Annotated in this window: 27 protein-coding genes, 2 pseudogenes, 1 riboswitch and 1 other annotated feature; of the genes and pseudogenes, 10 read left to right on the forward strand and 19 right to left on the reverse strand. The window is 34.7% G+C overall.

The genetic code is table 11. The features are described 5' to 3' along the window. Positions 1-190: 190 nt before the first annotated feature. Positions 191-1,153: a tubby C-terminal domain-like protein gene (locus NSQ08_RS15130; RefSeq protein ID WP_002142519.1), complete on the reverse strand. Its 963-nt coding sequence runs from the start codon at positions 1,151-1,153 to the stop codon at positions 191-193. A 536-nt stretch (positions 1,154-1,689) separates the two neighbouring features. Here NSQ08_RS15130 and NSQ08_RS15135 point away from each other — a divergent pair. Beyond that, the gene (locus tag NSQ08_RS15135; RefSeq protein WP_340776473.1) at positions 1,690-2,187 is read left to right on the forward strand and encodes a DinB family protein; all 498 of its coding nucleotides are present in this window, start codon (positions 1,690-1,692) and stop codon (positions 2,185-2,187) included. Positions 2,188-2,613: 426 nt separating this feature from the next. On the opposite strand, the gene NSQ08_RS15140 is transcribed toward NSQ08_RS15135, so the two are convergent. The 3 genes from NSQ08_RS15140 to NSQ08_RS15150 all read right to left on the reverse strand — a co-directional run bounded on the left by NSQ08_RS15140 (position 2,614) and on the right by NSQ08_RS15150 (position 5,333). Further along, positions 2,614-3,324, reverse strand: a complete 711-nt coding sequence (locus NSQ08_RS15140; RefSeq protein ID WP_340776475.1) for a YjjG family noncanonical pyrimidine nucleotidase — start codon at positions 3,322-3,324, stop codon at positions 2,614-2,616. 86 nt (positions 3,325-3,410) lie between these two features. Next, positions 3,411-4,430 carry a tyrosine-protein phosphatase gene (locus NSQ08_RS15145; protein WP_159146934.1) on the reverse strand — a complete coding sequence of 340 codons (1,020 nt, stop codon included), beginning with the start codon at positions 4,428-4,430 and terminating at the stop codon, positions 3,411-3,413. Positions 4,431-4,610: 180 nt separating this feature from the next. Then, complete coding sequence (locus NSQ08_RS15150; protein ID WP_002033371.1) at positions 4,611-5,333, reverse strand: GNAT family N-acetyltransferase; 723 nt, start codon at positions 5,331-5,333, stop codon at positions 4,611-4,613. Positions 5,334-5,456: 123 nt separating this feature from the next. On the opposite strand from NSQ08_RS15150, the gene NSQ08_RS15155 reads away from it, so the two are divergent. Both NSQ08_RS15155 and NSQ08_RS15160 read left to right on the forward strand, forming a co-directional pair. Next, on the forward strand, positions 5,457-6,296 hold the full coding sequence (locus tag NSQ08_RS15155) for a DUF2785 domain-containing protein (RefSeq protein WP_002033370.1): 840 nt from the start codon (positions 5,457-5,459) through the stop codon (positions 6,294-6,296). A 17-nt stretch (positions 6,297-6,313) separates the two neighbouring features. Then, positions 6,314-6,763, forward strand: coding sequence for an NUDIX hydrolase (locus NSQ08_RS15160; protein ID WP_002142523.1), 450 nt, complete (start codon positions 6,314-6,316; stop codon positions 6,761-6,763). A 118-nt stretch (positions 6,764-6,881) separates the two neighbouring features. Here NSQ08_RS15160 and NSQ08_RS15165 read toward each other — a convergent pair whose 3' ends face one another. From NSQ08_RS15165 to NSQ08_RS15190, 6 genes are all read right to left on the reverse strand, one after another. Further along, entirely contained in the window at positions 6,882-7,136 is a 255-nt protein-coding gene (locus tag NSQ08_RS15165; protein WP_002142525.1) for a YbeF family protein, read from the reverse strand. 97 nt (positions 7,137-7,233) lie between these two features. Further along, positions 7,234-7,614 (reverse strand): VOC family protein, encoded by a 381-nt coding sequence (locus tag NSQ08_RS15170; protein ID WP_340776484.1) that lies wholly within the window; start codon positions 7,612-7,614, stop codon positions 7,234-7,236. Between the two features lie 45 nt (positions 7,615-7,659). Beyond that, positions 7,660-8,700 (reverse strand): ROK family transcriptional regulator, encoded by a 1,041-nt coding sequence (locus NSQ08_RS15175; protein ID WP_002128302.1) that lies wholly within the window; start codon positions 8,698-8,700, stop codon positions 7,660-7,662. Between the two features lie 123 nt (positions 8,701-8,823). Next, a complete protein-coding gene (locus tag NSQ08_RS15180; RefSeq protein WP_340776487.1) occupies positions 8,824-10,017 on the reverse strand; it encodes an MFS transporter in 1,194 nt (397 codons plus the stop codon). 69 nt (positions 10,018-10,086) lie between these two features. Continuing rightward, positions 10,087-10,650, reverse strand: coding sequence for a maltose acetyltransferase domain-containing protein (locus NSQ08_RS15185; protein WP_078176823.1), 564 nt, complete (start codon positions 10,648-10,650; stop codon positions 10,087-10,089). A 221-nt stretch (positions 10,651-10,871) separates the two neighbouring features. Then, entirely contained in the window at positions 10,872-11,855 is a 984-nt protein-coding gene (locus NSQ08_RS15190) for a tryptophan--tRNA ligase (RefSeq protein ID WP_078176843.1), read from the reverse strand. Positions 11,856-11,921: 66 nt separating this feature from the next. After that, positions 11,922-12,129: a binding site (T-box leader), on the reverse strand. Between the two features lie 137 nt (positions 12,130-12,266). Here NSQ08_RS15190 and NSQ08_RS15195 point away from each other — a divergent pair. Beyond that, positions 12,267-13,424: a 1-deoxy-D-xylulose-5-phosphate reductoisomerase gene (locus tag NSQ08_RS15195; RefSeq protein WP_340776493.1), complete on the forward strand. Its 1,158-nt coding sequence runs from the start codon at positions 12,267-12,269 to the stop codon at positions 13,422-13,424. A 29-nt stretch (positions 13,425-13,453) separates the two neighbouring features. Here the strand turns inward: NSQ08_RS15195 and NSQ08_RS15200 are convergent, their stop codons facing one another. Continuing rightward, a complete protein-coding gene (locus NSQ08_RS15200) occupies positions 13,454-14,575 on the reverse strand; it encodes an AI-2E family transporter (protein ID WP_340776495.1) in 1,122 nt (373 codons plus the stop codon). A 63-nt stretch (positions 14,576-14,638) separates the two neighbouring features. Further along, positions 14,639-14,887, reverse strand: a complete 249-nt coding sequence (locus NSQ08_RS15205) for a GlsB/YeaQ/YmgE family stress response membrane protein (RefSeq protein WP_000539737.1) — start codon at positions 14,885-14,887, stop codon at positions 14,639-14,641. A gap of 231 nt (positions 14,888-15,118) precedes the next feature. On the opposite strand from NSQ08_RS15205, the gene NSQ08_RS15210 reads away from it, so the two are divergent. Both NSQ08_RS15210 and NSQ08_RS15215 read left to right on the forward strand, forming a co-directional pair. Next, positions 15,119-15,574, forward strand: a complete 456-nt coding sequence (locus tag NSQ08_RS15210; protein WP_078176820.1) for a GNAT family N-acetyltransferase — start codon at positions 15,119-15,121, stop codon at positions 15,572-15,574. A gap of 43 nt (positions 15,575-15,617) precedes the next feature. Continuing rightward, positions 15,618-15,760, forward strand: a riboswitch (cyclic di-AMP (ydaO/yuaA leader). A 99-nt stretch (positions 15,761-15,859) separates the two neighbouring features. Continuing rightward, a complete protein-coding gene (locus tag NSQ08_RS15215) occupies positions 15,860-16,003 on the forward strand; it encodes a hypothetical protein (RefSeq protein ID WP_000945246.1) in 144 nt (47 codons plus the stop codon). A gap of 79 nt (positions 16,004-16,082) precedes the next feature. Here NSQ08_RS15215 and NSQ08_RS15220 read toward each other — a convergent pair. The 3 genes and pseudogenes from NSQ08_RS15220 to NSQ08_RS15230 all read right to left on the reverse strand — a co-directional run. Next, a pseudogene (locus tag NSQ08_RS15220) lies at positions 16,083-16,768 on the reverse strand (BclA C-terminal domain-containing protein); the annotation flags it as partial. 214 nt (positions 16,769-16,982) lie between these two features. Continuing rightward, positions 16,983-17,152 (reverse strand): annotated as a pseudogene (locus NSQ08_RS15225) (class I SAM-dependent methyltransferase); the annotation flags it as partial. A gap of 2 nt (positions 17,153-17,154) precedes the next feature. Then, positions 17,155-17,697, reverse strand: a complete 543-nt coding sequence (locus tag NSQ08_RS15230) for a CGNR zinc finger domain-containing protein (protein WP_078176842.1) — start codon at positions 17,695-17,697, stop codon at positions 17,155-17,157. A 112-nt stretch (positions 17,698-17,809) separates the two neighbouring features. Here NSQ08_RS15230 and NSQ08_RS15235 point away from each other — a divergent pair, with 112 nt between their 5' ends. The 3 genes from NSQ08_RS15235 to NSQ08_RS15245 all read left to right on the forward strand — a co-directional run bounded on the left by NSQ08_RS15235 (position 17,810) and on the right by NSQ08_RS15245 (position 19,924). Beyond that, positions 17,810-19,006 (forward strand): MDR family MFS transporter, encoded by a 1,197-nt coding sequence (locus tag NSQ08_RS15235; protein WP_078176819.1) that lies wholly within the window; start codon positions 17,810-17,812, stop codon positions 19,004-19,006. Positions 19,007-19,234: 228 nt separating this feature from the next. Then, positions 19,235-19,621 carry a hypothetical protein gene (locus tag NSQ08_RS15240; RefSeq protein ID WP_340776504.1) on the forward strand — a complete coding sequence of 129 codons (387 nt, stop codon included), beginning with the start codon at positions 19,235-19,237 and terminating at the stop codon, positions 19,619-19,621. Between the two features lie 75 nt (positions 19,622-19,696). Next, positions 19,697-19,924, forward strand: a complete 228-nt coding sequence (locus NSQ08_RS15245; RefSeq protein WP_061689133.1) for a DUF3923 family protein — start codon at positions 19,697-19,699, stop codon at positions 19,922-19,924. Between the two features lie 96 nt (positions 19,925-20,020). Here the strand turns inward: NSQ08_RS15245 and NSQ08_RS15250 are convergent, their stop codons facing one another. The 4 genes from NSQ08_RS15250 to NSQ08_RS15265 all read right to left on the reverse strand — a co-directional run bounded on the left by NSQ08_RS15250 (position 20,021) and on the right by NSQ08_RS15265 (position 23,106). Continuing rightward, entirely contained in the window at positions 20,021-20,572 is a 552-nt protein-coding gene (locus NSQ08_RS15250) for a DUF2179 domain-containing protein (RefSeq protein WP_002033341.1), read from the reverse strand. Positions 20,573-20,792: 220 nt separating this feature from the next. Further along, positions 20,793-21,206, reverse strand: coding sequence for an ATP synthase subunit I (locus tag NSQ08_RS15255; protein ID WP_002084378.1), 414 nt, complete (start codon positions 21,204-21,206; stop codon positions 20,793-20,795). A gap of 53 nt (positions 21,207-21,259) precedes the next feature. Continuing rightward, a complete protein-coding gene (locus tag NSQ08_RS15260) occupies positions 21,260-22,582 on the reverse strand; it encodes a hemolysin family protein (RefSeq protein ID WP_002142537.1) in 1,323 nt (440 codons plus the stop codon). Between the two features lie 119 nt (positions 22,583-22,701). Beyond that, a complete protein-coding gene (locus NSQ08_RS15265; protein WP_012261301.1) occupies positions 22,702-23,106 on the reverse strand; it encodes a MerR family transcriptional regulator in 405 nt (134 codons plus the stop codon). A gap of 225 nt (positions 23,107-23,331) precedes the next feature. Here NSQ08_RS15265 and NSQ08_RS15270 point away from each other — a divergent pair, with 225 nt between their 5' ends. After that, positions 23,332-24,105: a glycosyltransferase family 2 protein gene (locus NSQ08_RS15270; protein ID WP_078176817.1), complete on the forward strand. Its 774-nt coding sequence runs from the start codon at positions 23,332-23,334 to the stop codon at positions 24,103-24,105. The last annotated feature ends 61 nt before the right edge of the window (positions 24,106-24,166 follow it).

Below are 24,166 nucleotides of genomic sequence, written 5' to 3' on the forward strand. Positions count from 1 at the left end.
ATTTTTTATTTATTAAAAAAGAAATAACATTTATACATTTTAATAACCATTTACAATTATAAACAAAATATGAGATGTTATAACTGTAAATTCCTAAAAAAAGAAAAGCGACAAAATGCAATCTTCACACCAGAACCACATAAAAAATACCGGTATCCTTCCCATGAAGAATACCAGTACTTTTCATTTATCACCCATACAAAACCGCATGAAATACACCTAACAGTAAGTATTGATCCTCTATATAATCCTCATCATATACATCCATCTCGATATAATACATATCTTCCTCAAGACGAATATTCCAATCTGCGATTACATAGCCGTTTCGTAATAATTTTCCAAGCCCAATTGAAGTTTTGTGAACAACATATTCTTCTGTCTTATATGTAAAAGTAAATAAGAAATTTGCATCTAATAACTTTCCGTCACATACAAGTATTTCATGCTCTGCATCATTATTATCGATGTACGTTACTAAAATCCTTCTTTGACGCTGCCTACTTACATCCTTTGCAATGACGCGAATATTGTTCTTACTATCCTTTATTTCATAAATGATATTACTACCGACTTTCGGAATGAAGTCTAGCACTTTCATCAACGTATTTTTATAATAGCCCCGTACTGCGCCTACTCCTTCGCTTCCATTGTAAACCTCTATTGAAGTCGTATCCGCTTTACTATCACACAGTCGTTTATAAGAAAGCTGCATCATTCGCTCTCCTCTTAAGTACTGATCAAACGTCACAGGATATCCTATCGCGCGCAGTTCCTTATTTAGCTCATATAAATAGCGTTGAACGCTCTCTACTAATGTTGTAGTTGATATACGCTCTTGAAGTTCAAATTGCTGCCAACTGGAAAAAACTCTCCACTGATCTTCCTCTTCATATACGAATCCGAGAATTACTTCCTCACGGTCACTCGTTTCATAATTCAATTGTTCTTTCTGCCCATGTTGCACTTGTTCCATCCACTGTCCTAAATAAATGCCAAGCTCTGCAACCTTCATGCATGACTTCTGAAAAAATACGCTGTCACTCACGCGAATCGTTAAATCCCCTTCAATAAAGCCATTTGCATAAGCGGCATACCGTGGCTCATCCTTCTGCGGGATAGCCTTGTCTAACTCAAATAAAAACATTAACATCCTTCACTCACCTCTAGTTGTTACACAGCTCATACATGACATCGCATCACTCTGAGAAACTATGTATATATGAATATTTAATTATCGCATTATAACACGTGAATGACCTTAGTATATTAGCGCTATTTTTGCTTCGCGAACTCCCTCATAATAGAATAACTATCCTTTTATTATTTTTTTCTTGACTTAGAGTTCACTCTAATTATTATAATCAACTCATAGTTCATTCACAATAAAATCAATTGGATAAAATTCAGGAGGGATCGGAAAAGCTAAAATCAAAAGTGGCTGATATTAACGCAGACCTGAATGTTGTCATTCGAACCTTTGATTTATCTGTTAATACAATTGTACATTAAGGTACTAATTAAATAAAAACCTACGATTTCCTGTACGTTAAGAAGTCAGTGATTCTTGCCTTATTTTACTTTCTCTTAATAGTCGTAAAGCTTCTATAATTTATTTAGTACATATAAAAAAGACGGAATCATAAAATCAGCAAATTAGAAAATAAAACAGGATGGGAGTCAGTTATTATGGAGCAATCAAATAAAGCGTTTAGCCAGGCATTAGTAAAATCGTTAAGAGGGGAACGAGGACATCTTCCCATCAAGAATGCTTTGTCGGATATAGACGTGGCGCTTGCGGGAAAACGCAGAGAGGAACTGCCTTATTCTATTTATCAATTAGTGAAACACATGACCTATTGGCAAGATTTTCTCTTATTATCCGCTCAGGGGAAGATGCCTGCATTGCCTGCCCATGTAAAAGAGAGCTGGCCTGAAGAAGAATGCCCTGGCAGTGAGGAAGAGTGGCAACAGATTATTCAGTATTTTCTTCAAGGGATTGAACAGGCATGCACGATCGCCCAAACTGTTCAATTGGACAAAACATTGGAGGAATGGCCTGATGAAACCCCTGGCGGTGTTCTACGGAATATTGCATCTCATAACTCCTACCATTTAGGAGAAATTGTGCTGATTCGCAGATTATTTAGTGCTTGGCCACCGCCAACAGGCGGATATCCGGTCTAAACAAGGAAAGGGTCCCACCTCATGCCCATTAACTTAAGATTTTGAATTACACCCAAAACGAAATTTTTACCACTTTACAGTTATTTATGAGAATTAAATTCATTTTTTTCATTACTGGGGAACAAACATTTTTTAAACTTGATGGAGATAGGGTATAAAAATACAAATTTCATCTCCGAAAAAAATAAAAAAACGATTGCTTGGATCCTAAGAGGCAATCGTTTTTTTTAGCTGTTTGTAATGACCAATTACAAACAGCTAAATATATTATTTTGTGTTATTTCTGTTTTCTTTCAGTAAAATTATTTTGACTTGGTACCATCTTTTTTTGTTCCATATCATAGTATATGAACTTATATGAACGATTTTTCAAATATATCTACCGTAACTTAATATATATCAACTAATCGAAAAATCTTAATTCTATTAAAATGAAGCTACCTTTTCTTCCGCCACTTCCGCAATTTCTAAAATTTGTAGCAGGTTCTCCACTTCATAAGTCGGCTTAACACTCGTCGTATTCTCTTTTAAACTCGGATTATACCAACACGTATCAATACCGTAATCTTCTCCGCCTTTCATATCAGAAGTTAGCGAATCTCCAACCATTAGTACACTTGATTTATCAGTAATCCCAAACTTCTCAAAAGCATAATCAAAAATCTCACGCGCTGGTTTTTGATGGCCGACTTCTTCAGAAATAATAATATGATCAAAGAAGTGACATAAAGGGGAATTTCCAATTCTAGATTGTTGCACCTTCGTATATCCATTCGTAATAATACCTAACTTGCAATCTTGAAGGTTCTCACATAATTGCACTGCACCATCTATAAGATGTACTTCTTTTCCTAAGTTTTCAAGGTATACATCACTAAATTGCTGCGCATCTACTTCTAGAGTATGAAGAGCAAATAATTGTCTAAATCGATCTACCGCTAATTCACTTAGCGTAATCATTTTATTCTCTAAATCTCTCCATAATCCATTACTAATCTCTTTATAACTTTCAAGATAATCATTATACCCTGTAGGCATGCCAAATTGTACAAACGCGTTATGTAATGCGTTTCTTTCTGTTTTAGGGAAATCTAATAATGTATCGTCTACGTCGAATAGTATTACTTTGTATTTCATGATGTTCGCCTCAATTCCTATTTTCTCATAGCTTAATTATAGCAACAATAATAAAAGGAGGCTAATCCAATCAGCCTCCCTTCTTCTTATTTATCTTCTAGCAATAATTCTTTCAATTCCTCTAACGATTCTTTCGTAAAGCCAAGAGCTTTTTCAGCGTATGCTTCCACTGATCCATATTGCTTTTTAACTTCATCAATCGCAGCTTGTAAATACTCAGCACGTGCTTCAAACATTGCACCTAATATTGCTCTACTTTCGTCGTTCTGTAATTTCGCACCTAAAAAGGCCATCATTTTTTCATTTAACTTTTCACGGAAACCGTTACTTAGTAAGTAGTCTTCCATTACTGTTTTTTCCGGTACACCTAGTAAAAGTAATAATAATGCAGAACCAAATCCTGTACGGTCTTTTCCAGCTGTACAGTGGTTTACTAACGGTAAGTTTTCCGGGTTTTGCGCCAGTTTTAAGAAGCTCACGAATGCTTCATTACCACTTACGAAATCTTGATTCATTTTCACAAGATACTCGCCTGGTTTCCCTAACATAGAAAGGTCACCAACTTGGAAAAATTCATTTATATTCAAGTCTTTCGCCAAGTCTTGCATAACTGGTAAGCACACTTGACGAGCACCTGTAACACTTGGGTTCGGCTTATGCTTCACTTCAAAATCTGTACGGTAATCACAAATTAACTTTAAACCCGACTTCTGTAAATACTCGATATCCCATTCTGTTAATCCTGCTAATTCTTCAGAACGATACAATTTACCCCATTTTACTTTACGGCCTTCAGTCGTTTCATATCCTCCCATATCACGGAAGTTAAACGCACCTTGTAATGGCAATCTACGCTCAGCTACTGTGACTGCTTGTCCATTACTTCCTACTAACCTAAAATATGGACGCTCATTTTCACTCGGGTTTTCAATTGTACATGCATCCCCACTTACTGTTACAAGTAATTCTCCATTTTCTTCAATATGATCTGGTGAAGTACTCCAATAAATACGAACTTCTTCTATATTATTTTCCCACTTTATATGTAACGTATTATCTTCATTTCGTTCTACAGTTGCTTGTAGCCAATTTCTTTGCTGCTTCATACTTTCACCAACGCTTTCTTCGTATAGTCTAATCCTTCTCTATTGTATTATAGGAAAGCTTACTTTGTCGTTTCGATTTTTCTTTTTATCTTACAAACATGCAAAAAGTTCTTTTATTTGTTCATAAGTTGTACATGGATTCCCGCTAAATGAGTTCGAGAGAGTAAATCATCCATCCTTCTAAAACCTTCTCACATATCGCTCAGTAGAGCTCAGCTGCTGACATCCGTTCTTTTCAAAGACATCCTTCATCCACTCGTTTTGTACATTTGTCTCGCCAATATAATAAGATGCGCCTATTTCTTTTAAGACAAACATTGCCCCTGTAAAGAATGCTGCTTCATACCCTTTATTTCGCATATTTGGAGCGACTGCGAAATACATAAGTTTTCCTTCTTCTAACGTACCTCTTTCAATATGCGGGATTACAATTCCTATTGGCTCTTCATCGATACTTGCTGTTAAACAATGTTCTTTCCATTGCCCACCTATTTCTTGTAGCATCGTATTTACAAATTGATCATAATCGATTTGTTCTCCCGTCACTTCATTCCACAGTGAATAAAAAGCGGCTTCGCCTATCTCTTCAATAAGCTTAAAATCAATTTCACTTTCTATATCTTCTACTTCATATATATCCTTAAATACAATCATATTTTCAGTAATATATTCAAATGAATACGTTTCGAAACATTTCTTATACACATCATAATTTGGGCTTTTTGAAGAAATCTCAAATTGCAATTCTTCTATTCCATCTTTTTCAGCTTCAGCAACGCAATATTGCATTATCTCTTCTAATTGCTCTTCTGTAAAAACCTCTGCATCATTTTCTTTTATCATTATAGAAGAAGCATTTTTTCTTATTTTAAAATGTTTTTCTAACTGTTCTATAGTCATCATATACTTCCCTCATCTATGTCATACTCGAATTTCTACTTGTTCTCCTTGCATGAGCAGGATTGTCCTTGAATATATAGAATACTAGAAAACATTGCATCTTTAAAGTGCGGAGGAGGTTCTCCATTGGATATTACATCATTGCAACAACAGTTAGAGCTTATACAACAAAATGACTATACGCAACTGCAACATATAGATATTAATGAGTTAACGCTCAATATGCTTCAGTATATCGGAACAACTGATAGTTACGTTCGTTACCAACTTATATATAAATGTTTTGCACATTTCATTCATCATGAATTCCTTATGGACGATCAACTGAAATTACTTCTACAAACTTGTTTAAGTGATGAGTATTTATATTGTGACATTCACTCCCCACTTACAGATGGGGTTTTCACACGTTCTTATACTGTTTCGTTACTTGCATTAATACTCCAATTCGCTAACTCGCACTACTTTTTTACAGAGGAGGATATCGAAGAAATAAAAAACAAACTCATTACATACACAAACTTAGAAATGGATTTTCGAGGCTATATTGAAAATAAAGGATGGGCTCATTGTCTTGCCCACGTATCTGATGCCTTTTCTGAAATTGTTCACAATTCCTATACGACCTTTGAATGGTACGAGGAATTAATTCATTGTTTATTAAATAAAATTTTCATCCCATCGGATCTTTTTCATAATAATGAAGATGAACGAATTGTTACACCGTTACTATCTATGCTATATCATGACTTCCCGCAAGATGAGTTAATTTCAATTATTTATAAAAAAATAAAAAGGCTTCCTCAAATTAGAAAACGCCTTTCCCTTAATGAGTATTGTATTTTATGCGCAAACATTAAAATCTTTTTACGCACATTATTTTTTAGAACAAAAGATGATCATAACTTAGCATTTACAGCACGTAAAACAGAAAAAATGTTAAAAGAACTGCCTAATTATTATTAAATATAAGGAGAAGAATTATGGGCTATATTGAAGACATGAGAAATCTAGTAGGAAATCATCCACTCATTTTAATCGGATCACACGCCATTATATTAAATGAGAAAAATGAAATATTACTGCAGCTCCGTACAGATTTTAACCGCTGGGGTATTATTGGTGGCGCCTTAGAATATAATGAAACGTTAGAAGACGCTTTACAACGAGAAGTATATGAAGAAACTGGACTTATCATTAAAAATCCAGAACTACTCCGTACATACTCAGGACCTGATTTCTTTCAAATCTATCCAAACGGCGATCAAGTACACGGTGTACTCGCTGTTTATATTTGCCGAGAATTCCACGGTGAGCTTATATGTGATCAAACTGAGTCAAAAGAATTACGCTTCTTTCCGCTTGATGAGTTACCTATTACTCTTCATCCAGTTATTGAACGTATTATTAGGGAGTTTCAGCACTCCAATTAAAAAACATTACATATTGTATATAGAAATAAAACAACCTCATTTCCCGTCATGATAACGCGAAATGAGGTTGTTATCGTTCAGCATAAATCCCTATTCCCCAAAAAATAACCAAATGATATTAACGTTCACTTTCTACAGCTGTATATCCCCTTACAAATAAGAGTGTTATATAAGAAGTAATGAATGAAAAAATAGTATATATGCCCACCCAAAAGAAAAATGATGGATCATACAATGTAACATTTAACATAAGAAAAATAAGAAATATTACCATTGGCATCACATAAAATACACCTAATTTATATGTCCCAGCTATTGAAAAAATAAAAATAAGCAATGGATATATACAGAAAATAAAAATGAATTCACTCACTGTTATGTCCCCCTTTCTGAAGAAATAATAGGTTTCTCGTAAACATTTTGGGGAACAACAAAGTTTTATTTTTTATCAGTTATTAGTAAATAAAATGTTAGATTGTTATCTCAATCTGATTTCCTTCAGGATCACTTACTACACTTTCATAATAACCATCTCCTGTAGTGCGTGGGCCGTTTAACAGAGGGTATCCTGCTTCTCTTAACCTATCCGTTAATTGGTTCACTTTTTCTTTGTTACCTACAGAAAAAGCCATATGCGCATATCCTACTGTTTGTTTTTTTATTGCATCGTCTATCCCTACTTGTCTCATAAGTTCTAGACGCGCTCCACCTTCAAAAGTTATAAAATAAGATTCAAACTGCTTTTTCGAATTGTGATATAAGCTATTTTCTTCACCACCAAAGTACTGTTTATAGAAATCACGCATTCCTTCTAAATCATTTACCCAAATTGCTACATGTTCAATTTTCATAATCGACACCTTTTCTTTTACAGTATTCAACCAACAATTTGATATTTAATTTTCTTTGCTTGTTCTTGTTATCATCAGATCAAGTCCAAGACTTTTTAATCCATATAAATAATCTTCTTTCCAATCGCTCACTGTTATTTTCGGAATATGTTCTGCCGGAATGTACTTCGGACAAGTTTTTACAATTTGATCTATTACGAATTGATTCAATTCATCATCACAGAAGATAAAGGCATGAGGGTTAATAATAGCTATACATGTAGCTATTAAACGAGTAATGGCATCTATATTATATTGCTCTGGATTATTTGAATCTCTTACTGCATCTTCACTTCTCAAAGATTGTAAGAAGTTTTTATTATCATACTGTGGAACGAAAGATATCTCCCCTGAGAAAAAGGTACTCCCTCGTACCACATCTCCATTTATCATAATTCCCGCCCCTGGGCCGTTTTGACCTGAATACAAATATACAAGAGATGATTTATCATTATTTCCAGTATTTTTATAATAGCCAAGGACTGCGGCATTCATATCATTTTCTATTACTACAGGTATAGAAAACAGATCCTCCAAATGACTTTTCAAATTAAAATTTTGGAACTTTTCATAACCAGGTATATAAAAAATACGACCATTATCAACCGAACCGGGCACACCAATTGATATAGAGCTTATTTTCGGAAATGTAGCTATAAGACTTTCTATATGTTTAGATAATAGGTTTACGCCAGTATCAATTAATACACTTGAAGTACTTCCTTGTTCTTTTACTTCCCCTAAACAGTTAAAAATTGTATAGTTCGTCTCATTTTTTTCTAAAAATATCGCTAAACCTAACATATATTCCGGATTATACGCATATCGTTTTGCTCTTCTTCCACCACTTGAATCATCTAAACCGACTAGAGTGATTTCTCCGTCTTGTTTCATTTTTTCTATAAATTTACTCACAGTTGGAAAACTGATTTCTAATGTATTACTAAGTTCAACTTTCGTTGCACTACCTTGCTCTAGAAGAGCTGTACGAATGCCGCGAAGGATCGTCTCTTTAATCGATTTTTGAGTAACAAATTGTTCACTCAAATCGTTCACCACCTTAATCAACATACTTATTAAACACTTTTAATAAGTTGCGTTGACAATATATCATACATCATTTTCTAAAGCAATAGAGATGATACATTTCCGCTGGCATGCACTCCTTATTTAGCTCGATTTATTCTCTCTCGTAACAGACGATACAATTCCAGACAAGAGAACAAATAATAAAACAGCTAACAAGGCATTGCGTATCCCGAATGCTTCCCCCAGTATACCTAAGAATGGTGGTCCGACTAAAAATGCTGTATAACCGATTATAGAAACTGCAGCAACATTAGAAGTCGCATTTTCACGGTCATCTCCAGCAGCTGACAGACCAATTGGGAACCCTAACGCTGCACCAATCCCCCACAGTACTACACCAAATGCTAGAAAATACGAATTACTCCCAAATATTACGATTGAAATTCCTAGAATCGCCATCATAATGGTGGCACGTACGACAGCGATACGACCGAATCGATCAAGGAAATAGCTGCTACACATACGAGTTAACGTCATTGCTAATACAAAAATTGTGTACATAATAGAACCTGCCACTATACTTTGCTCGTGTCCATCTACCATCACGATAGGTAGCCAATCATTTGCACTACCTTCTGCAAATGCCATTCCGAGTACAAAAAGACCAATTAAAAGCACCTTTTTTTCCATACGTAAGGTCGTATGCTTCTCTCTCCTTTTGTTCCACGATTTCTCCTTCTTTCCTGTTCCATGCGGAAGAAAACGATACACCATACATACAAGTAATATAAACACGACCGAAATCGCAAGAAACTGATACAGAATCGGGATGTGAAGCGACGCTGCGACAGAACCACTGAGCGCGCCTACTAAAGTTCCTACACTAAAAAAGCCATGGAATTTCGGAAGAAGAGTTGTTCCTAATTTCTGCTCAATGGAAGAACCTTCTACATTCAATGCGACTTCCGCCAATCCGTAGCCTACTCCAAATACTAGTAAGCTACTAAAAGCCCCCATACTAGAAACAAAATAAATATTTATACCTAAACAAATCAATCCAACAATCATAAAAAACATACTGCCTATAATAACGTCTCTAGCTCCCTTACAGTCAATAAAGCGGCTTGCACTCAGTAAACCAATTATTGAACCGACAGATAGTCCGAATAAAATCCAGCCCATTTCTGCATTTGACACTGCTAACATATCTCGAGTAGCTGCTGTTCTTGAAATCCATGTAGCAAACGCGACACCTGGCAAAGCAAATAAGAGAAAAAGAGCATTTCGAGAGGCAAGTAATGTCTTTGTATGATTATACGCACTATTTTTCTTCATATGAAACACCTTTCACATTGTCTATACGATACGACACCAGTTTATTCATGCATCCGTGAAAAATGATTTCTATAAGTCTATCATTTTCATAACTTTGGCTGGATTACCACCAACTACTACATTATTAGGTACATCTTTTGTCACAACTGCCCCTGAAGCAATTACAGCGTTGTCTCCAATTGAAATACCAGGGTTAATAATAGCTCCCCCACCAACCCAAACATTGTTACCAATCTTTACAGGCTTTCCATATTCTTTTCCAGAATTCCGCTCTACCGGATGTAAAGGATGAGTGGCCGTATAAATATGGACACCAGGTGCAAACATACAATTATCACCGATTCGAACTTCACAAACGTCCAAAATAACACAATTGAAATTTGCGAAAAAGCTCTTTCCAATGTGGATATTGTAGCCGTAATCACAACGAAAATCAGGATTAATGTGGGTTTTTCCGTCAGCTGAAGAACCTAAAAGCTGCTCTAACAAGGTAAAGCGACTTTCATCACCAGTCTCCATCGCCTCGTTATAAAGGCGTGTTAAACGTTTTGCCTCCACCCTATCAGCTACTAATTCTTCGTCATCCGCAATATACATTTCTCCCGCTAACATCTTTTCTTTCTCAGTTTTCATCTAATCATCTCCTTCGTTATCGAATGAATCAAACTTATTAAATTAGTTTAATAAGTGACTTTAATGTTACTTATTAAACATGTTTAATAAGTAACCCTATATTAACATATTTTTATTAATATGCAATTAATAAATTCAGTAAAAAATGCGAATCCCTCATTTTACATGCAGATAAAACGAATAAATAATTAAGATTCACATTAAAAAAAACAAGGGAGCGCTCAGCGTCCCCTCTCAAATCCAATCTGTTTTTTAATTTCCACCAAATTCACCTTCGCAATAGCCCGCGCCCTCTCAGCACCTTTTTCTAACGCTTCATATAGTAAATGTGGATCATTCATATAATTTCCGTATTTTCCCCTAGGTCCTGAGAGTTCACGATTTACAACGCGGAATAACTCTTTTTTCACATCGCCCCATCCGATTCCAGTCTCATACTTTTCGCGTAACGCCTGAATTTCGTCTTCCTTCGCAAATTCTTTATATATCATAAATAACGTTTCTAGTTCTTTCGGTTCATTCGGAAGTGAGGAATCTGTTTTTATTTTAAATATTAACTTTCTAAGTTTTTCTTGCTCTGCAAATAATGGGATAACATTTCCGTAACTTTTACTCATCTTTCTTCCATCAAGTCCCGGTAAAATTGCCCCTTCTTCTTGTATGACATACTCTGGAAGCGTAAATGTCATACCAAATGTATGATTAAAGTACGTCGCAATGTCACGAGCAATTTCAATATGCTGAATTTGATCTTTTCCGACAGGTACATGAGTAGCTTGAAATAATAATATATCAGCCGCCATTAAAATCGGGTACGTATATAATCCCATATTCACACCTGCATCAATTTCTAATCCCGCTTCTTTATTTTGCTCTACCTTCGCCTTATACGCATGAGCACGGTTCATAAGTCCTTTCGGAGTTAGGCAAGCTAACATCCAAGCTAATTCTAGAATCTCTGGTACTTCTGTTTGTCGATAAAAAATAACATCTTCTCCAAGTCCGAGTGATAACCAAGTAGCTGCTACCTCTTTCGTATAACTACTAAACTGACTCGGATCATGCACAGCATTTAACGCATGATAGTCAGCTATAAAGTACAATGCTTTTCCTTCATTATTTTTTGACATTTGCAATGCAGGTTTAATTGCACCAATATAATTTCCTAAATGCGGATAACCTGTCGGCTTAATTCCTGTTAACATTATTTTTCCACTCATACTAACCCCTCCTTTCTCAAAATAAAAAACAAAAAGAGCCTCTCATCCTTAAAAAAGGACGAGAGACTCCCGCGGTACCACCTTAATTAGCTATCATTAGCTCACTTCATACTTCTATAACGTGAAGTAACCGTCTTTACCTACTCATTTCAGTTAGAAGCTCCAGAGCCCATTCCATATTCATCCCTTACTGATTCCCACCACATATCAGCTCTCTGAAAAGTTTTGAACATGTACTCTTCTCTTTCATTGCTTTTAGTTATTTTTTACAGTTTATCACATTCCCTTTCCAATTAAACCCTAATTTTCTGTTTTATATAGCAGGAATTTTCACCTTGATTGTCTAATAATATATAGGTTTGCAGAAATACTCGAAACAACTTTGGAGGTTTTTTCATGGTAAAATATATATCCATTTTAGGTTCAACAGGATCCATTGGCACATCTGCATTAGATGTCGTTTCCGCTCATCCTGAACATTTTAAAATCGTCGGTTTAACCGCAAATTATAATATCGATTTTCTCGAAAAGCAAATCGAATCGTTTCAGCCTCGTATTGTAAGCGTAGCGACAAAAGAATTAGCGGACACATTACGTTCTCGTATTTCAACAAATACAAAAATTACATATGGAACTGATGGTTTAATTGAAGTATCTACCCATCCTGATACAAATCTTGTATTAAGTTCAGTTGTCGGTGTTTCAGGTTTACTCCCAACAATTGAAGCATTAAAGGCGAAGAAAGATATCGCCATCGCTAACAAAGAAACTTTAGTTGCAGCTGGACATATCGTAACCGAACTAGCGAAACAAAATGGATGCCGCCTAATTCCAGTCGATAGTGAACATTCAGCTATTTTCCAATGTTTAAATGGGGAAAATAATAAGGAAATCGAAAAATTAATTGTTACAGCTTCTGGCGGCGCTTTTCGTGATAAAACACGTGAAGAAATGAAAACATTACAAGCGAAGGATGCTTTAAAACACCCAAACTGGTTAATGGGGGCAAAACTAACGATAGATTCTGCCACGTTAATGAATAAAGGGTTTGAAGTGATGGAAGCTAAGTGGCTATTTGATATTCCTTATGAAAAAATTGATGTTATGATTCATAAAGAAAGTATCATTCACTCTTTAGTAGAGTTTATTGATGGATCAGTCATGGCACAGCTCGGTGCCCCTGATATGAGAATGCCGATTCAATATGCATTTCACTATCCTAATCGACTACCTTCATCCTATGAAAAATTAAATTTATTAGAAATTGGTAGTTTACATTTTGAAAAACCAAATTTAGAGAAGTTCCCCTGTCTACAATACGCATTTGAATGTGGCAAAATTGGCGGTACAACTCCAGCTGTATTAAATGCAGCGAACGAAATTGCAAATGCACTATTTCTTAAAAATGAAATTGCATTTTTCGATATCGAAAAAACAATTTACAATACAGTTGAAGCTCATCATAACGTAAAAGATCCTTCACTCGATGCTATATTAGAAGCTGATCAATGGGCACGCCAATACGCAAATCAATTATTAATAAAAAAGAGCTAAAACAGGTTTCTCTGTTTTAGCTCTTTTTTTTACGTATTCAATTTTACAAATCTATAACCATGTGTAACTAACACTTTTAATATCGCATACCCTGGAATTGCTAAAACTATCCCCATAATACCGAATAAGTTTCCAGCAGTTAAAATGATAAATATAATTGTAATCGGATGGATATCTAGCTTTTTCCCCATTACTTGCGGGGAGATAAACTTACCTTCTGCTAATTGCACAACCATCATAACTATAATTACCTTTAAAACCATTCCTGGCGAGTCAATAAATGCGATAATTAACGCTGGAGTTATTGCGATAACTGGGCCTACGTACGGAACGATATTTACAATCATCGCTAAAATAGCAAGTAATACCGCATATTTAATACCAATAATAAGGTAACCAATTAATAGCATGATACCGATAAACAAGCTAACGATAATTTGTCCTCTTATATACGAACTAATCGCATAATGCATATCATCTAGTATTCTCTTTGCTGCCGGTTGTCTTTGCTCTGAAATAAACTTCAAAAAGTGATTCGGTAATTGTTCACCATCTTTTAATAGATAGAACAATATAAACGGAACCATGACAAATGTTAAAACAACTTCTGTAAGTGTACTTAAAAATCCAGTTACATTTCCAGTTACTGATGATAATGACTTTGTAAAATCAACTGTGTAGTCTTTTACTATATTCGCTACATCAATATTTAAATTCTCCTGAATTTTACCGAGTAAATTACTTTCCCCAAATCTACGTGCTGCTCGTTCGATTTCATGACCGAAATACGGTAAGTTATCTATTAATGCATCAATTTGATCTTTAATAATAGGGATAACCGTTACAACTAAAAACACAAATAATCCTAGTACTATTAAATATATCGAGACTATCGATACGATTCTTGAAACACCTTTCTTTTCTAAAAGTGAAACGAATGGGTGCAAGATATAAAATAGTACTCCAGCTAATAATACCGGGAAGAAGATTGTTTTTAAAAAGACGATAAACGGAGTAAAAACAAAAGAAATTTTTGTTAGCAATAATATGTTAATGAACAATAATGCAAATCCAAGTAACACTGCTAAATAATTTTGTTCTCTAAAAAACTTTTTTAACTTGTCTCTTTTTCTTATATTTACTTTCTCCAATGAAATCACCTCTTTGAATGATGAAAAGCCCTTCCTCAGGGCTTTTCATCATTATCTATATCTTTATTTCCTTGCAGCTTTCACTACAAATGATACAATAAGAATTAATACGATTGCTCCTAATAGTGCTGGCACGACATGAATCCCACCAAATGATGGCCCAAAAGATCCAAATAATCTACTACCTAACGAAGCACCTAATAAACCTGCGATAATATTTCCGAACATACCACCTGGGAAATTTTTACCCGTTATAGAACTAGCAATTGCACCTATAATAGCACCAACTATTAATGTGATAATCCATCCCATTTCTAGTCCTCCATTTCTATTATAGTTTGTATGATCAAATACAAGAGTAGCAAAACTCTTATATAAGATTTCAAATTCGTTTACACTAACCATATCCTACTATAGAAATAAACGTAAGAATAATATATGTATGGAGATACATATATTATATGCAAAAAAGAAAAACATTGTCAAACTTACCCAAAAATCAATTATATTAATATACCATATTCAAAGGAGGCTTCCTTATCTATGATTCATAAGTTACTTTCCAGTTCTCATGAGGTAGCAGTATCTATTTTACAAGTTCAAATTCCAGCTTATAAAGTTGAAGCAGACTACTTAAATAGTACTGCCATACCCCGTTTATATGATACTGTAAACGATATTCAAAGTTGCGCTGAAACATTCTATGGATATTTTTCTGAAAATAAACTTGTCGGTTTTATTTCTTTTGTACAAGAAGAACAACTAATGGATATCCACAGGCTAGTTGTATCGCCCGATTTTTTTCAAAAAGGAATTGCAACGAAACTCCTAAGTTATATATTTAACATGTTCCCTTCTTCCATGACATACATTGTACAAACGGGTAAAGCGAATACCCCTGCTATTGCATTATATAAAAAACACGGATTCATTGAAGTAACAAATACAGAACTCCCTGATGGTCTAGTTCTTACAAAACTTAAAAAACAGAAAAAATAAAATAGTTTGACTTATCTGTTTCTTTATGTTATTTTTTACTTTATAAAACCTTTTGCTGAGTCCAAATTTTGGAGCGGGGGAACCATTTTTGTAGCAATGCTACTTGGGGCGAATCTTTTTTAAGTAGGGAAACTCTCACTTCCCGAGTCCGACAGCTAACCTCGTAAGCGTAATGGGAGAGGAAGGTGCTTTTTGCCTATGTTACACAGTATGCCTCCTTAACTATAAAATGTGGAATCGATATCATTTTAGAGACCTATATTTATAGAAAAGGAGAGATGTATTATGTTACGTTTATCTGATCACGCAATAAAAATGATGGAGCAAAGACTTCGACTCGAACAACATCGCACATATCAAGCAAATAAAGTTGTAGATAACTTACATCACAAATACTTTTTCCAACATATTTTTCAACCAAAAAGATAAAGAAATTGTTCATTTAACATCCAAAACACAAGGTGTGTCTAAAAAGACATCCCTTGTGTTTTTATATTTCCTGTGCTTTTTATAATATCCTCACTACATTTAAACTTGCCGTAATTGTCCCTGCTATAGTGGTCACATGCCCAACAGCTAATGGGCCATTTTGTAATACACTTCTTGTGAATTTGCACTCGCTACATTCACAAGAAGTGTATTTGAAATGGCTGGCTCTAGTACTACAGTTGATGTCGTTACATTTTGTATAAAACTCCCTGTTACTTGTGTTCCATTTAATAGTAATCTTACAGATACTACTTCATTCCCACCATTTGCATCTCCTTGAAAATAGTAGCTTACTAAATAGATTCCTGGCGTCGATACTGTAACAGTTGTAGCACTAGTTAAAGATACGCCAGCTCCATATACAGTTGATCCCGAATTAATTGGAATGTTGGCATTTGCCGCAATTGTGCTTGTTGATGTAGAAAAGAAGTACCCACCACCTGTTGATATAGCAGATGATCCAGTTGGACCCGTGGCACCTGTTGGACCGGTTACTCCCGTTCCCCCTGTTGCTCCAGTTATCCCTTGTATTCCTTGGATTCCAGTCGGTCCTGTTGGACCAGTTATCCCTTGTGGACCTTGAATTCCTTGTGGACCTTGAGGACCAGTTGCTCCCGTCGGACCGGTTGCTCCAGTTACACCGGTTGGACCTGTTGAACCCGTTATTCCTTGTATACCTTGTGGACCCGTTGGACCAGTTGCTCCTATAAGCGGAAGAGGCAGTGCCACTCCGAATTTTTTGCAATTTTTATGATGACGCACAACAATCCCCCTTCCCCAAAATAATCACACTTTTTATATGAAATGCACTGTTATAAAAAAAGTACACATTCAACTACATTTTTTATAAAATAAAGAAGCCTATCATTTCATGTATTTGAAATGATAGGCTTCTTTTCTACCAAATTACTTCCTAGCTTCATATAGAATAATATTTCGTAGAAAACTCCGCTAGTTTTTCATCAAACGAGCTAGATGGTTCAAATTCTTCTATTTTCTCAATCGTAAATCCCACTTTATTTAACGCATTTTTCTCTTATATACTATCGCTTGTACATCTTCTCCTTTAAATACTTCAAACGTAATAGGTATTACACATTATAACTTGATCTCCCTTTTCTTTTCGCTCGGTAGTTTTTCACTTTTGCGATCGTTCCGCACGCTCTTCCTCCTTCTTCTCCAGCATACATACCGCACCATCTTTTACTTCCATTACGCGAATGATCATAAAAGACCCAGTGGCAATCCGGACATGCTTTTAACCTTCCCCACAAATTTTCTTGAATCGCTATTAAAACAACGCTTAATATTTTTGTATACACATTCTCTTCGTGTATTGGTTCATATGTAATACCTTTCATATCTTCCTTTACATGTACTTGAAATGGGTATTTTTCTAACCACTTTTGCAACGATCCTTCCCCTTCAATTGTTAGCCGAATGTCTTCTCGAAAACGTTTCAATTCATCTATCGTATGAAAAAGAAACTCTTTATGAAAATGTTTTTTCATAAATTGCTTTATATCACCTTCTGTTTGCAACAAATCAATTGGCTCTCTCGTATCATTTGGTATTCTCCATGTATTTAAAAATCCCCGAATATATTCTAATTCATTTGGTGCGTTCTGATTCAATTCCATTCACCTTTTTCTTAAAATTTACTTTTTTCTAACTTTATGTATAATTATAATATAAAATCGTTAACCGCCAATTAATTTTACTGGTTACAAAATTAGGAGGAGTTCTATGAAAATTTTCTCAATACCGATACGTTTCATGCTTATTGCTTCATTTTTCATGTCTTTTGGTTATTTTGCGGTATATGCCTTTTTAGCTATTTATCTATTAAATTTTCTCCACTTTTCAGCGATGCAAGTAGGAACAGTTTTAACAGTTATGACAATCACATCTCGAATTATCCCTTTATTCTCAGGGCTAATCGCGGATAAAACAGGTTATATCATTATGATGATAGCCGGATTATTTTTAAGAGGAATCGGATTTATAGCCTTAGGAATATGCTCTGATTTCTATACAATTTCTATTTCTTCCGCACTTATCGGTTTTGGGACTGCATTTTATGAACCTGCTGCTCGCGCCATATTCGGCTCACAACCAGCTCATATGAGAAAAAGTTTATTTACATACTTAAACCTTAGTTTTAATTGCGGTGCGATAATCGGACCAATTGCAGGAGGTTTCTTACTCTTACTCAATCCGATATATGCTTTCTCTCTAACAGGATCTCTTATGCTGTTATTCTCTCTTATCTTTTACTTGCTTAAAAATCACTTCCAAGTCTCTACTGAAAACACGTCTATTACATTAGGAATACAGGCAATCTTACAAAATAAAACCTTTCTTTTATTTTCATTTATTATGATTTTCTTCTACATTATGTTTACTCAGCTTACTGTCGCACTTCCACTTCATATGAAAAACATTAGTCATAGCAACCAGCTCGCTACACTAGTTATTACGATAAATGCAATAACAGGTGTCATATTTATGGTATTATTCCGGAAACTCTTTCATAAATACAACACACTTTCTATTATTAAATACGGTGTTTTATTAATGGGTATTTCCTTTTTACTCATTCCTTTATTCCAACATCCATATTGGCTATTTATTTGTGTAATTTTATTTACAATCGGTGAAACGCTCGTATTACCTAACGCTGATATCGCTATTGCAAATTACAGTAACGAATCGTATACAGCTACTTATTTCGGATTTTATCAACTATCACTCGCATTTGGTTTTATCGTTGGTAATTATACCGGTACATCGTTTACATCGAACTTAAACGGAATGTATGCACCTTGGCTTATTTTCGGTACATTTGGACTTATTGGCTTTATTGCATTACATATTTTATATACTAAAAAACTTATTTCTAAAGAACATGAATCCCTATGTAAAGATACAAAACACCTTTAAAAAATTACAATTTTCAAGAATTAGGAAATGCGAATTTACAATAATAAATGTATCTTTCAATACGATAAAAAACATAAAATCCTGAAGCTATCCCTTAAAGTAAATATACACCTGTTACATTTTACATATTATGGTATAACATTGTCAGATTAATAGCTATTTATCTATGTTCCACACTAACCGTCTAGGAATGACAAATCAAAAGGTTTTTAAATTAGGGGGGATCTTGTGAAAAAGATAAAAGGATTTAGCCTTCTTCTATTCATCCTAATCACATTATACGGATGTTCAACTATAGTAGAACAGTCTTTAGAAACTGGAAACGGCAGTATTGAATTATTAACACCAACGATTACAACAAAAGATAATGAATTAGAAATTAAGACTGAAGGTATTGATGAAAATAAAGTAACTTTTATTTATGTTGCCAATAAAAAAGTATTGGAACAAAAAATAAATAATGGTGAATCCTACAAACTTAACATTAAAGATATCGAGCACGCTCATAGGACAGACTACAAGCCAAGAGTTCAACTTTTGCAAACGAAAGATGATAACGAAGATGGAGACATGGCAACCTTTAAACAAGTTAGATATACAGTTAAAAAAAAGTAGTTTTATAGTTATTTCATTTAAATATAACAACCGAAAATATACTTTTAACAGAGGGTAAATATAAGAGGTGCTAATATGAAAAGACGATGGATTTTTTGGTGGATTGGTAACATATTTTGGATTACCATTTTTGGGATATTGGCAGCTATCATTTGGCTAAGAGAGGTTGATGGTGCTGGTGTTACTCAAACACCAGAGCTTAAATTAGTGGCATTCATCGTTTTATTAATTGCATTTATATTACCACTAATTATTCAAGTTGTATGGTTAATTGTTAATCTGAGAAAAAGCAGAAAAAAATAACGCAAAAAAAAGAGAGGAATCTTTTTCAATATAGATTCCTCTCTTTTTTCTATGGGGATTATGCCGTGCTTTTAAAGCTGCACTACTCCCTTTTCTTTACAATGCATGTTCATCTTTCTTCTTCTTCAACAATGCTCTCTTTTTCATCGCCTTCGTTAAATATCCACCTTTAAACGAACGGATTTCATAAGAAGACATAAACGCTTTCGGTGCAATTTCATTAATAATTTCTAACAGTTCTTTTTCTCTAGAACGCTTTGCAACGATATCTAAGCGATAACGTATAGAATTTATTCCTTCACCTTCAAATACTGTAACGCCAAATCCAAAATGGCGTAATTCATTTACTAATTCATTACAACGGTCTAGTAAACTAACTTGATACGTAATATATCCAATTGCTAATTTATTTTCTATATAACCGCCTAATAATAGTCCCGCACTAAAGCCGATGACATAGGCAACAATGTTCATCCAATTTGATAAATCTTGAAACACAATACCTAAACTGACAATATAAATTGCTCCTTCTAACAATCCTACACCTGCAGCGGATCTTGTTTGATTCTTTACAAGCAAAATCGTACGGATTGTTAAAGTTGGAACGTAAATAATTTGAAGCACAAAAATAAGTAAAGCTTGTAACATTGGTATCCACCTCTTTCGCAAATTCTTTTGTCATGATAACATACATAAGCTTTAGAAATCGATGGGTTTTTTAATTTTTTTTAATTTTTTTTCATACTATTGAAATGCCCCAAAAATAAGCGTATTATGTTTGGCATAAATTCGATAAGTACCAGTAAATCATTCGTATTATATCATTTATTTTTAAACGCAAAAAAGGAACCTGATTAGGTCCCTTTCATCAGAGCTCTATGTTTTTCGAAGCATTTTCCTTTTGCTTCTCTTCTTCTTTTACTAGCTGCATATTTGCATAGGCTAAATTCGCAATCATTAAAAAGTGTCCACCCAATATTCCAGTACCAAATGCCCACATTTCCATTTCATGCTCAATTTCAAACATAATGATAGCCCCTAATATTGCGGCCGCAAATCGGTTTAGAACTCCTAATCCAGGAGCCTTTTCTTTCATCACGATACTTCTTCCTAATTTCTCCACTCTGCGAGCTAATAGCCAAAGACAATATGCGCTAACTGCTAAACCGATACCGAACCCTGTCACTTGTTTCCCAAACGGAGTAACCGCCCACATTAGTAGTAAACCACTAAAGATCGTATACAATTGTAATCGATATACACGTAAGGCTACTTGAATCAAAATATCCGCTCCTAATTTCACATTTTATTATGTGTCAGAAGAAAAGCAGCAACTTACACAGTTGCTGCTTTCTCTTGTTCTTGTTCCATTTTTTGAATTTCAACACGTTTAATTTGATAAGCATCTTTTTCTAACACTTTAAATTCATAGCCTTCTGCTTCAACGTATTGTCCTTCTTCGATTTCATGATTTTGCATCATAATCCATCCACCGATTGTATCCACATCGTCTTCTTCAATGTGTAATCCAAACAAATCTTTTACTTCTGAGATAAGCACTTTTCCATCAACAATTTTATGATACTCGTTCACATGTTGAATTGGTGGTGCTTCATCTTCATCATATTCATCACGAATTTCGCCGACGATTTCCTCCAATATATCTTCAAGCGTTACAATTCCAGCTGTTCCTCCGTACTCATCATATAAAACAGCCATTGGAATTCGCTTCTTCTGCATTTGCAGTAATAAATCATGAATTGGAGTCGTTTCCATAACTTCAATAATCGGACGCATATACGTGCGAATCGATGATAAATCTTCTTGATCGTTGTTCATATATCGAATAAAGAAATCTTTTACGTTGACCATACCGATAATATCATCTTTATCTTCTCCAAAAATCGGATAACGTGTGTATCGTTCATTTTGGATTACTTTCATGTGTTCTTCTACTGAATCTTCAAGATAGAAACCAACGATTTCTGTACGCGGTACCATTATCTCTTTCGCGATGCGATTATCAAATTCAAAGATATTATTTACATACTTGTATTCAGCTTGATTAATTTCGCCACTTTCATAGCTATCTGAAAGAATAAGACGTAATTCTTCTTCTGTATGAGCTACTTCATGTTCAGAAGCTGGTTTCAAACCGAATAAACCAGTTATAACACGAGCTGAACCGTTCAATACCCAAATAAATGGATACATGATTTTATAGAACATCATTAACGGAGTTGCCAATAACAACGTTACTTTTTCAGCCTTTTGAATTGCCAGCGTTTTCGGAGCTAATTCCCCTACTACAACGTGTAAATATGTCATTAGCATAAAAGCAAGACCAAAAGTTAATACTGATGAGATAGAAGGATTTACGTTCCATTTCTCAAATAACGGGTGTAATAACTTTTCGATTGTCGGTTCACCTAACCAACCTAATCCCATCGCTGTAACTGTAATACCTAATTGACAAGCAGATAAATATTCATCTAAATTTGTTGTTACCTTTTTCGCTGCTAACGCACCGCGTTTCCCTTCCGCAACAAGCTGATCAATGCGACTTGAACGTATCTTAACAATCGCAAACTCTGCTGCTACGAAAAATCCAGTAAATGCGATTAAAATCGCAACCATGACTAAATTAAATATTTCCAATGAATCCCCTTAGTTAAAAAACTAAGGTGTCCACCTCCTGTATACTATAATGTTTTCTTATTTGTTCATTAGAAAACATAGCCCGATACAAAAATTAAAGAGGTCGGATTTCACTTATTCTATAATAATAGAGCAAGTGTCTGTATTAAAGCTGTCGTTTGACCTGATAAAGATTTCGATATTTTTTCACGTTGTGAATCAGTCAATTCATCTAAAAGAGGCTTTAACTCCGTTAGCTCTGCTTCTAATCTATGAATATGGTCTGTCACTTCATTCACTTGTTTCGAAACGTGTTCATTGATACCGAGCAGCTTCTTCTCCTCGATCTTCTCTTTAATCTCACAAAGCGGCATATGCATTTCTTTGCACTTCTCAATAAATTGTAATGTCTCAAATGCTGTTTCGTCGTAATAGCGATAATTAGATTGAGATCGCTCCGCTTTTAAGATACCTAGATTCGTATAATAGTCAATCGTTCGTTTCGACACGTGAGCCATGAGAGCCAACTGTCCGATTCGATACACCTTCCCAACGATCTTCCCCCCTTGTTTATATTACTATTATCATACAATACATAAACTGTACAGTCAAACGTGATGGTTATCATTCACAAATTATACAAATTTCTAAATTTCATCCTTTATTAATAAAAACAATTAATCTATAACTATACAGCTTTTTCCTTTCAACCTTTCTTATTTAACAGCATACCTTACTAATAACGATTGCTTGTATAGGAGGAGATTAATATTAAAAAAACTATCATTTCTCATTTTTATAATGAAGAATACCTACTTCCATGGTGGCTTATGCATCATACAAAAATATTTGATCACGGCATATTAATTAATAGAGGTTCTACTGATCGTTCCGTAGAGATTTGTAAATTATTCGCACCCCACTGGGAAGTGCGAGATTCCAGATTTCTTGAGTTTGATCCAACAAATACTGATATTGAAGTGATGGGAATTGAAAGAGAAATTTCAGGTTGGAAAATCGTTTTAAATACTACTGAATTCTTTTGTTGTAATAATACAGAAGAGTTTTTCTCATCTCTTCATGCACTAGGACAAAATATGTATGCGATTAGAATGATTTTAATGATAGATAGCCATAAGTACAATTATTCAAAGCCAAGATACTCTATCCCATTAGTAGAACAACGATACCACGGCGTCTTCCCTTATAACCCAAAACTCGGATGTGCCTGGAGATTTATTCACAATCATCTAGATGGTGCATATTTACCTGGTAGACATTATTCGCGGCACGGGAATATAGTTTATGACTATCCTTCATTTATTTTAAAATTTTATTTTAGCCCTTGGAATGAACAGTCAAAGGCAAGAAAATTACAAATTACACCTACCCTTTCAAAAATAGGTGTTCAAATGGGACTCCAAACACATTACGGTCAATCTCCTGAAGAACTGGAAACACGTTTTTTAGAGCTTAGTAACGTAACTCAAGACCTCCGTAATAATCCTGAATATCAAGAATTATTTCCAAAGTTTAAACCATAATGTTTTTTGCATGGTCATCACCTCACACCATTTCATCCGCTTAATCAAAAACAATCTCATT

Origin of the sequence: Bacillus sp. FSL E2-8887, assembly GCF_038007205.1 — a bacterium.
Lineage (GTDB): Bacteria > Bacillota > Bacilli > Bacillales > Bacillaceae_G > Bacillus_A > Bacillus_A mycoides.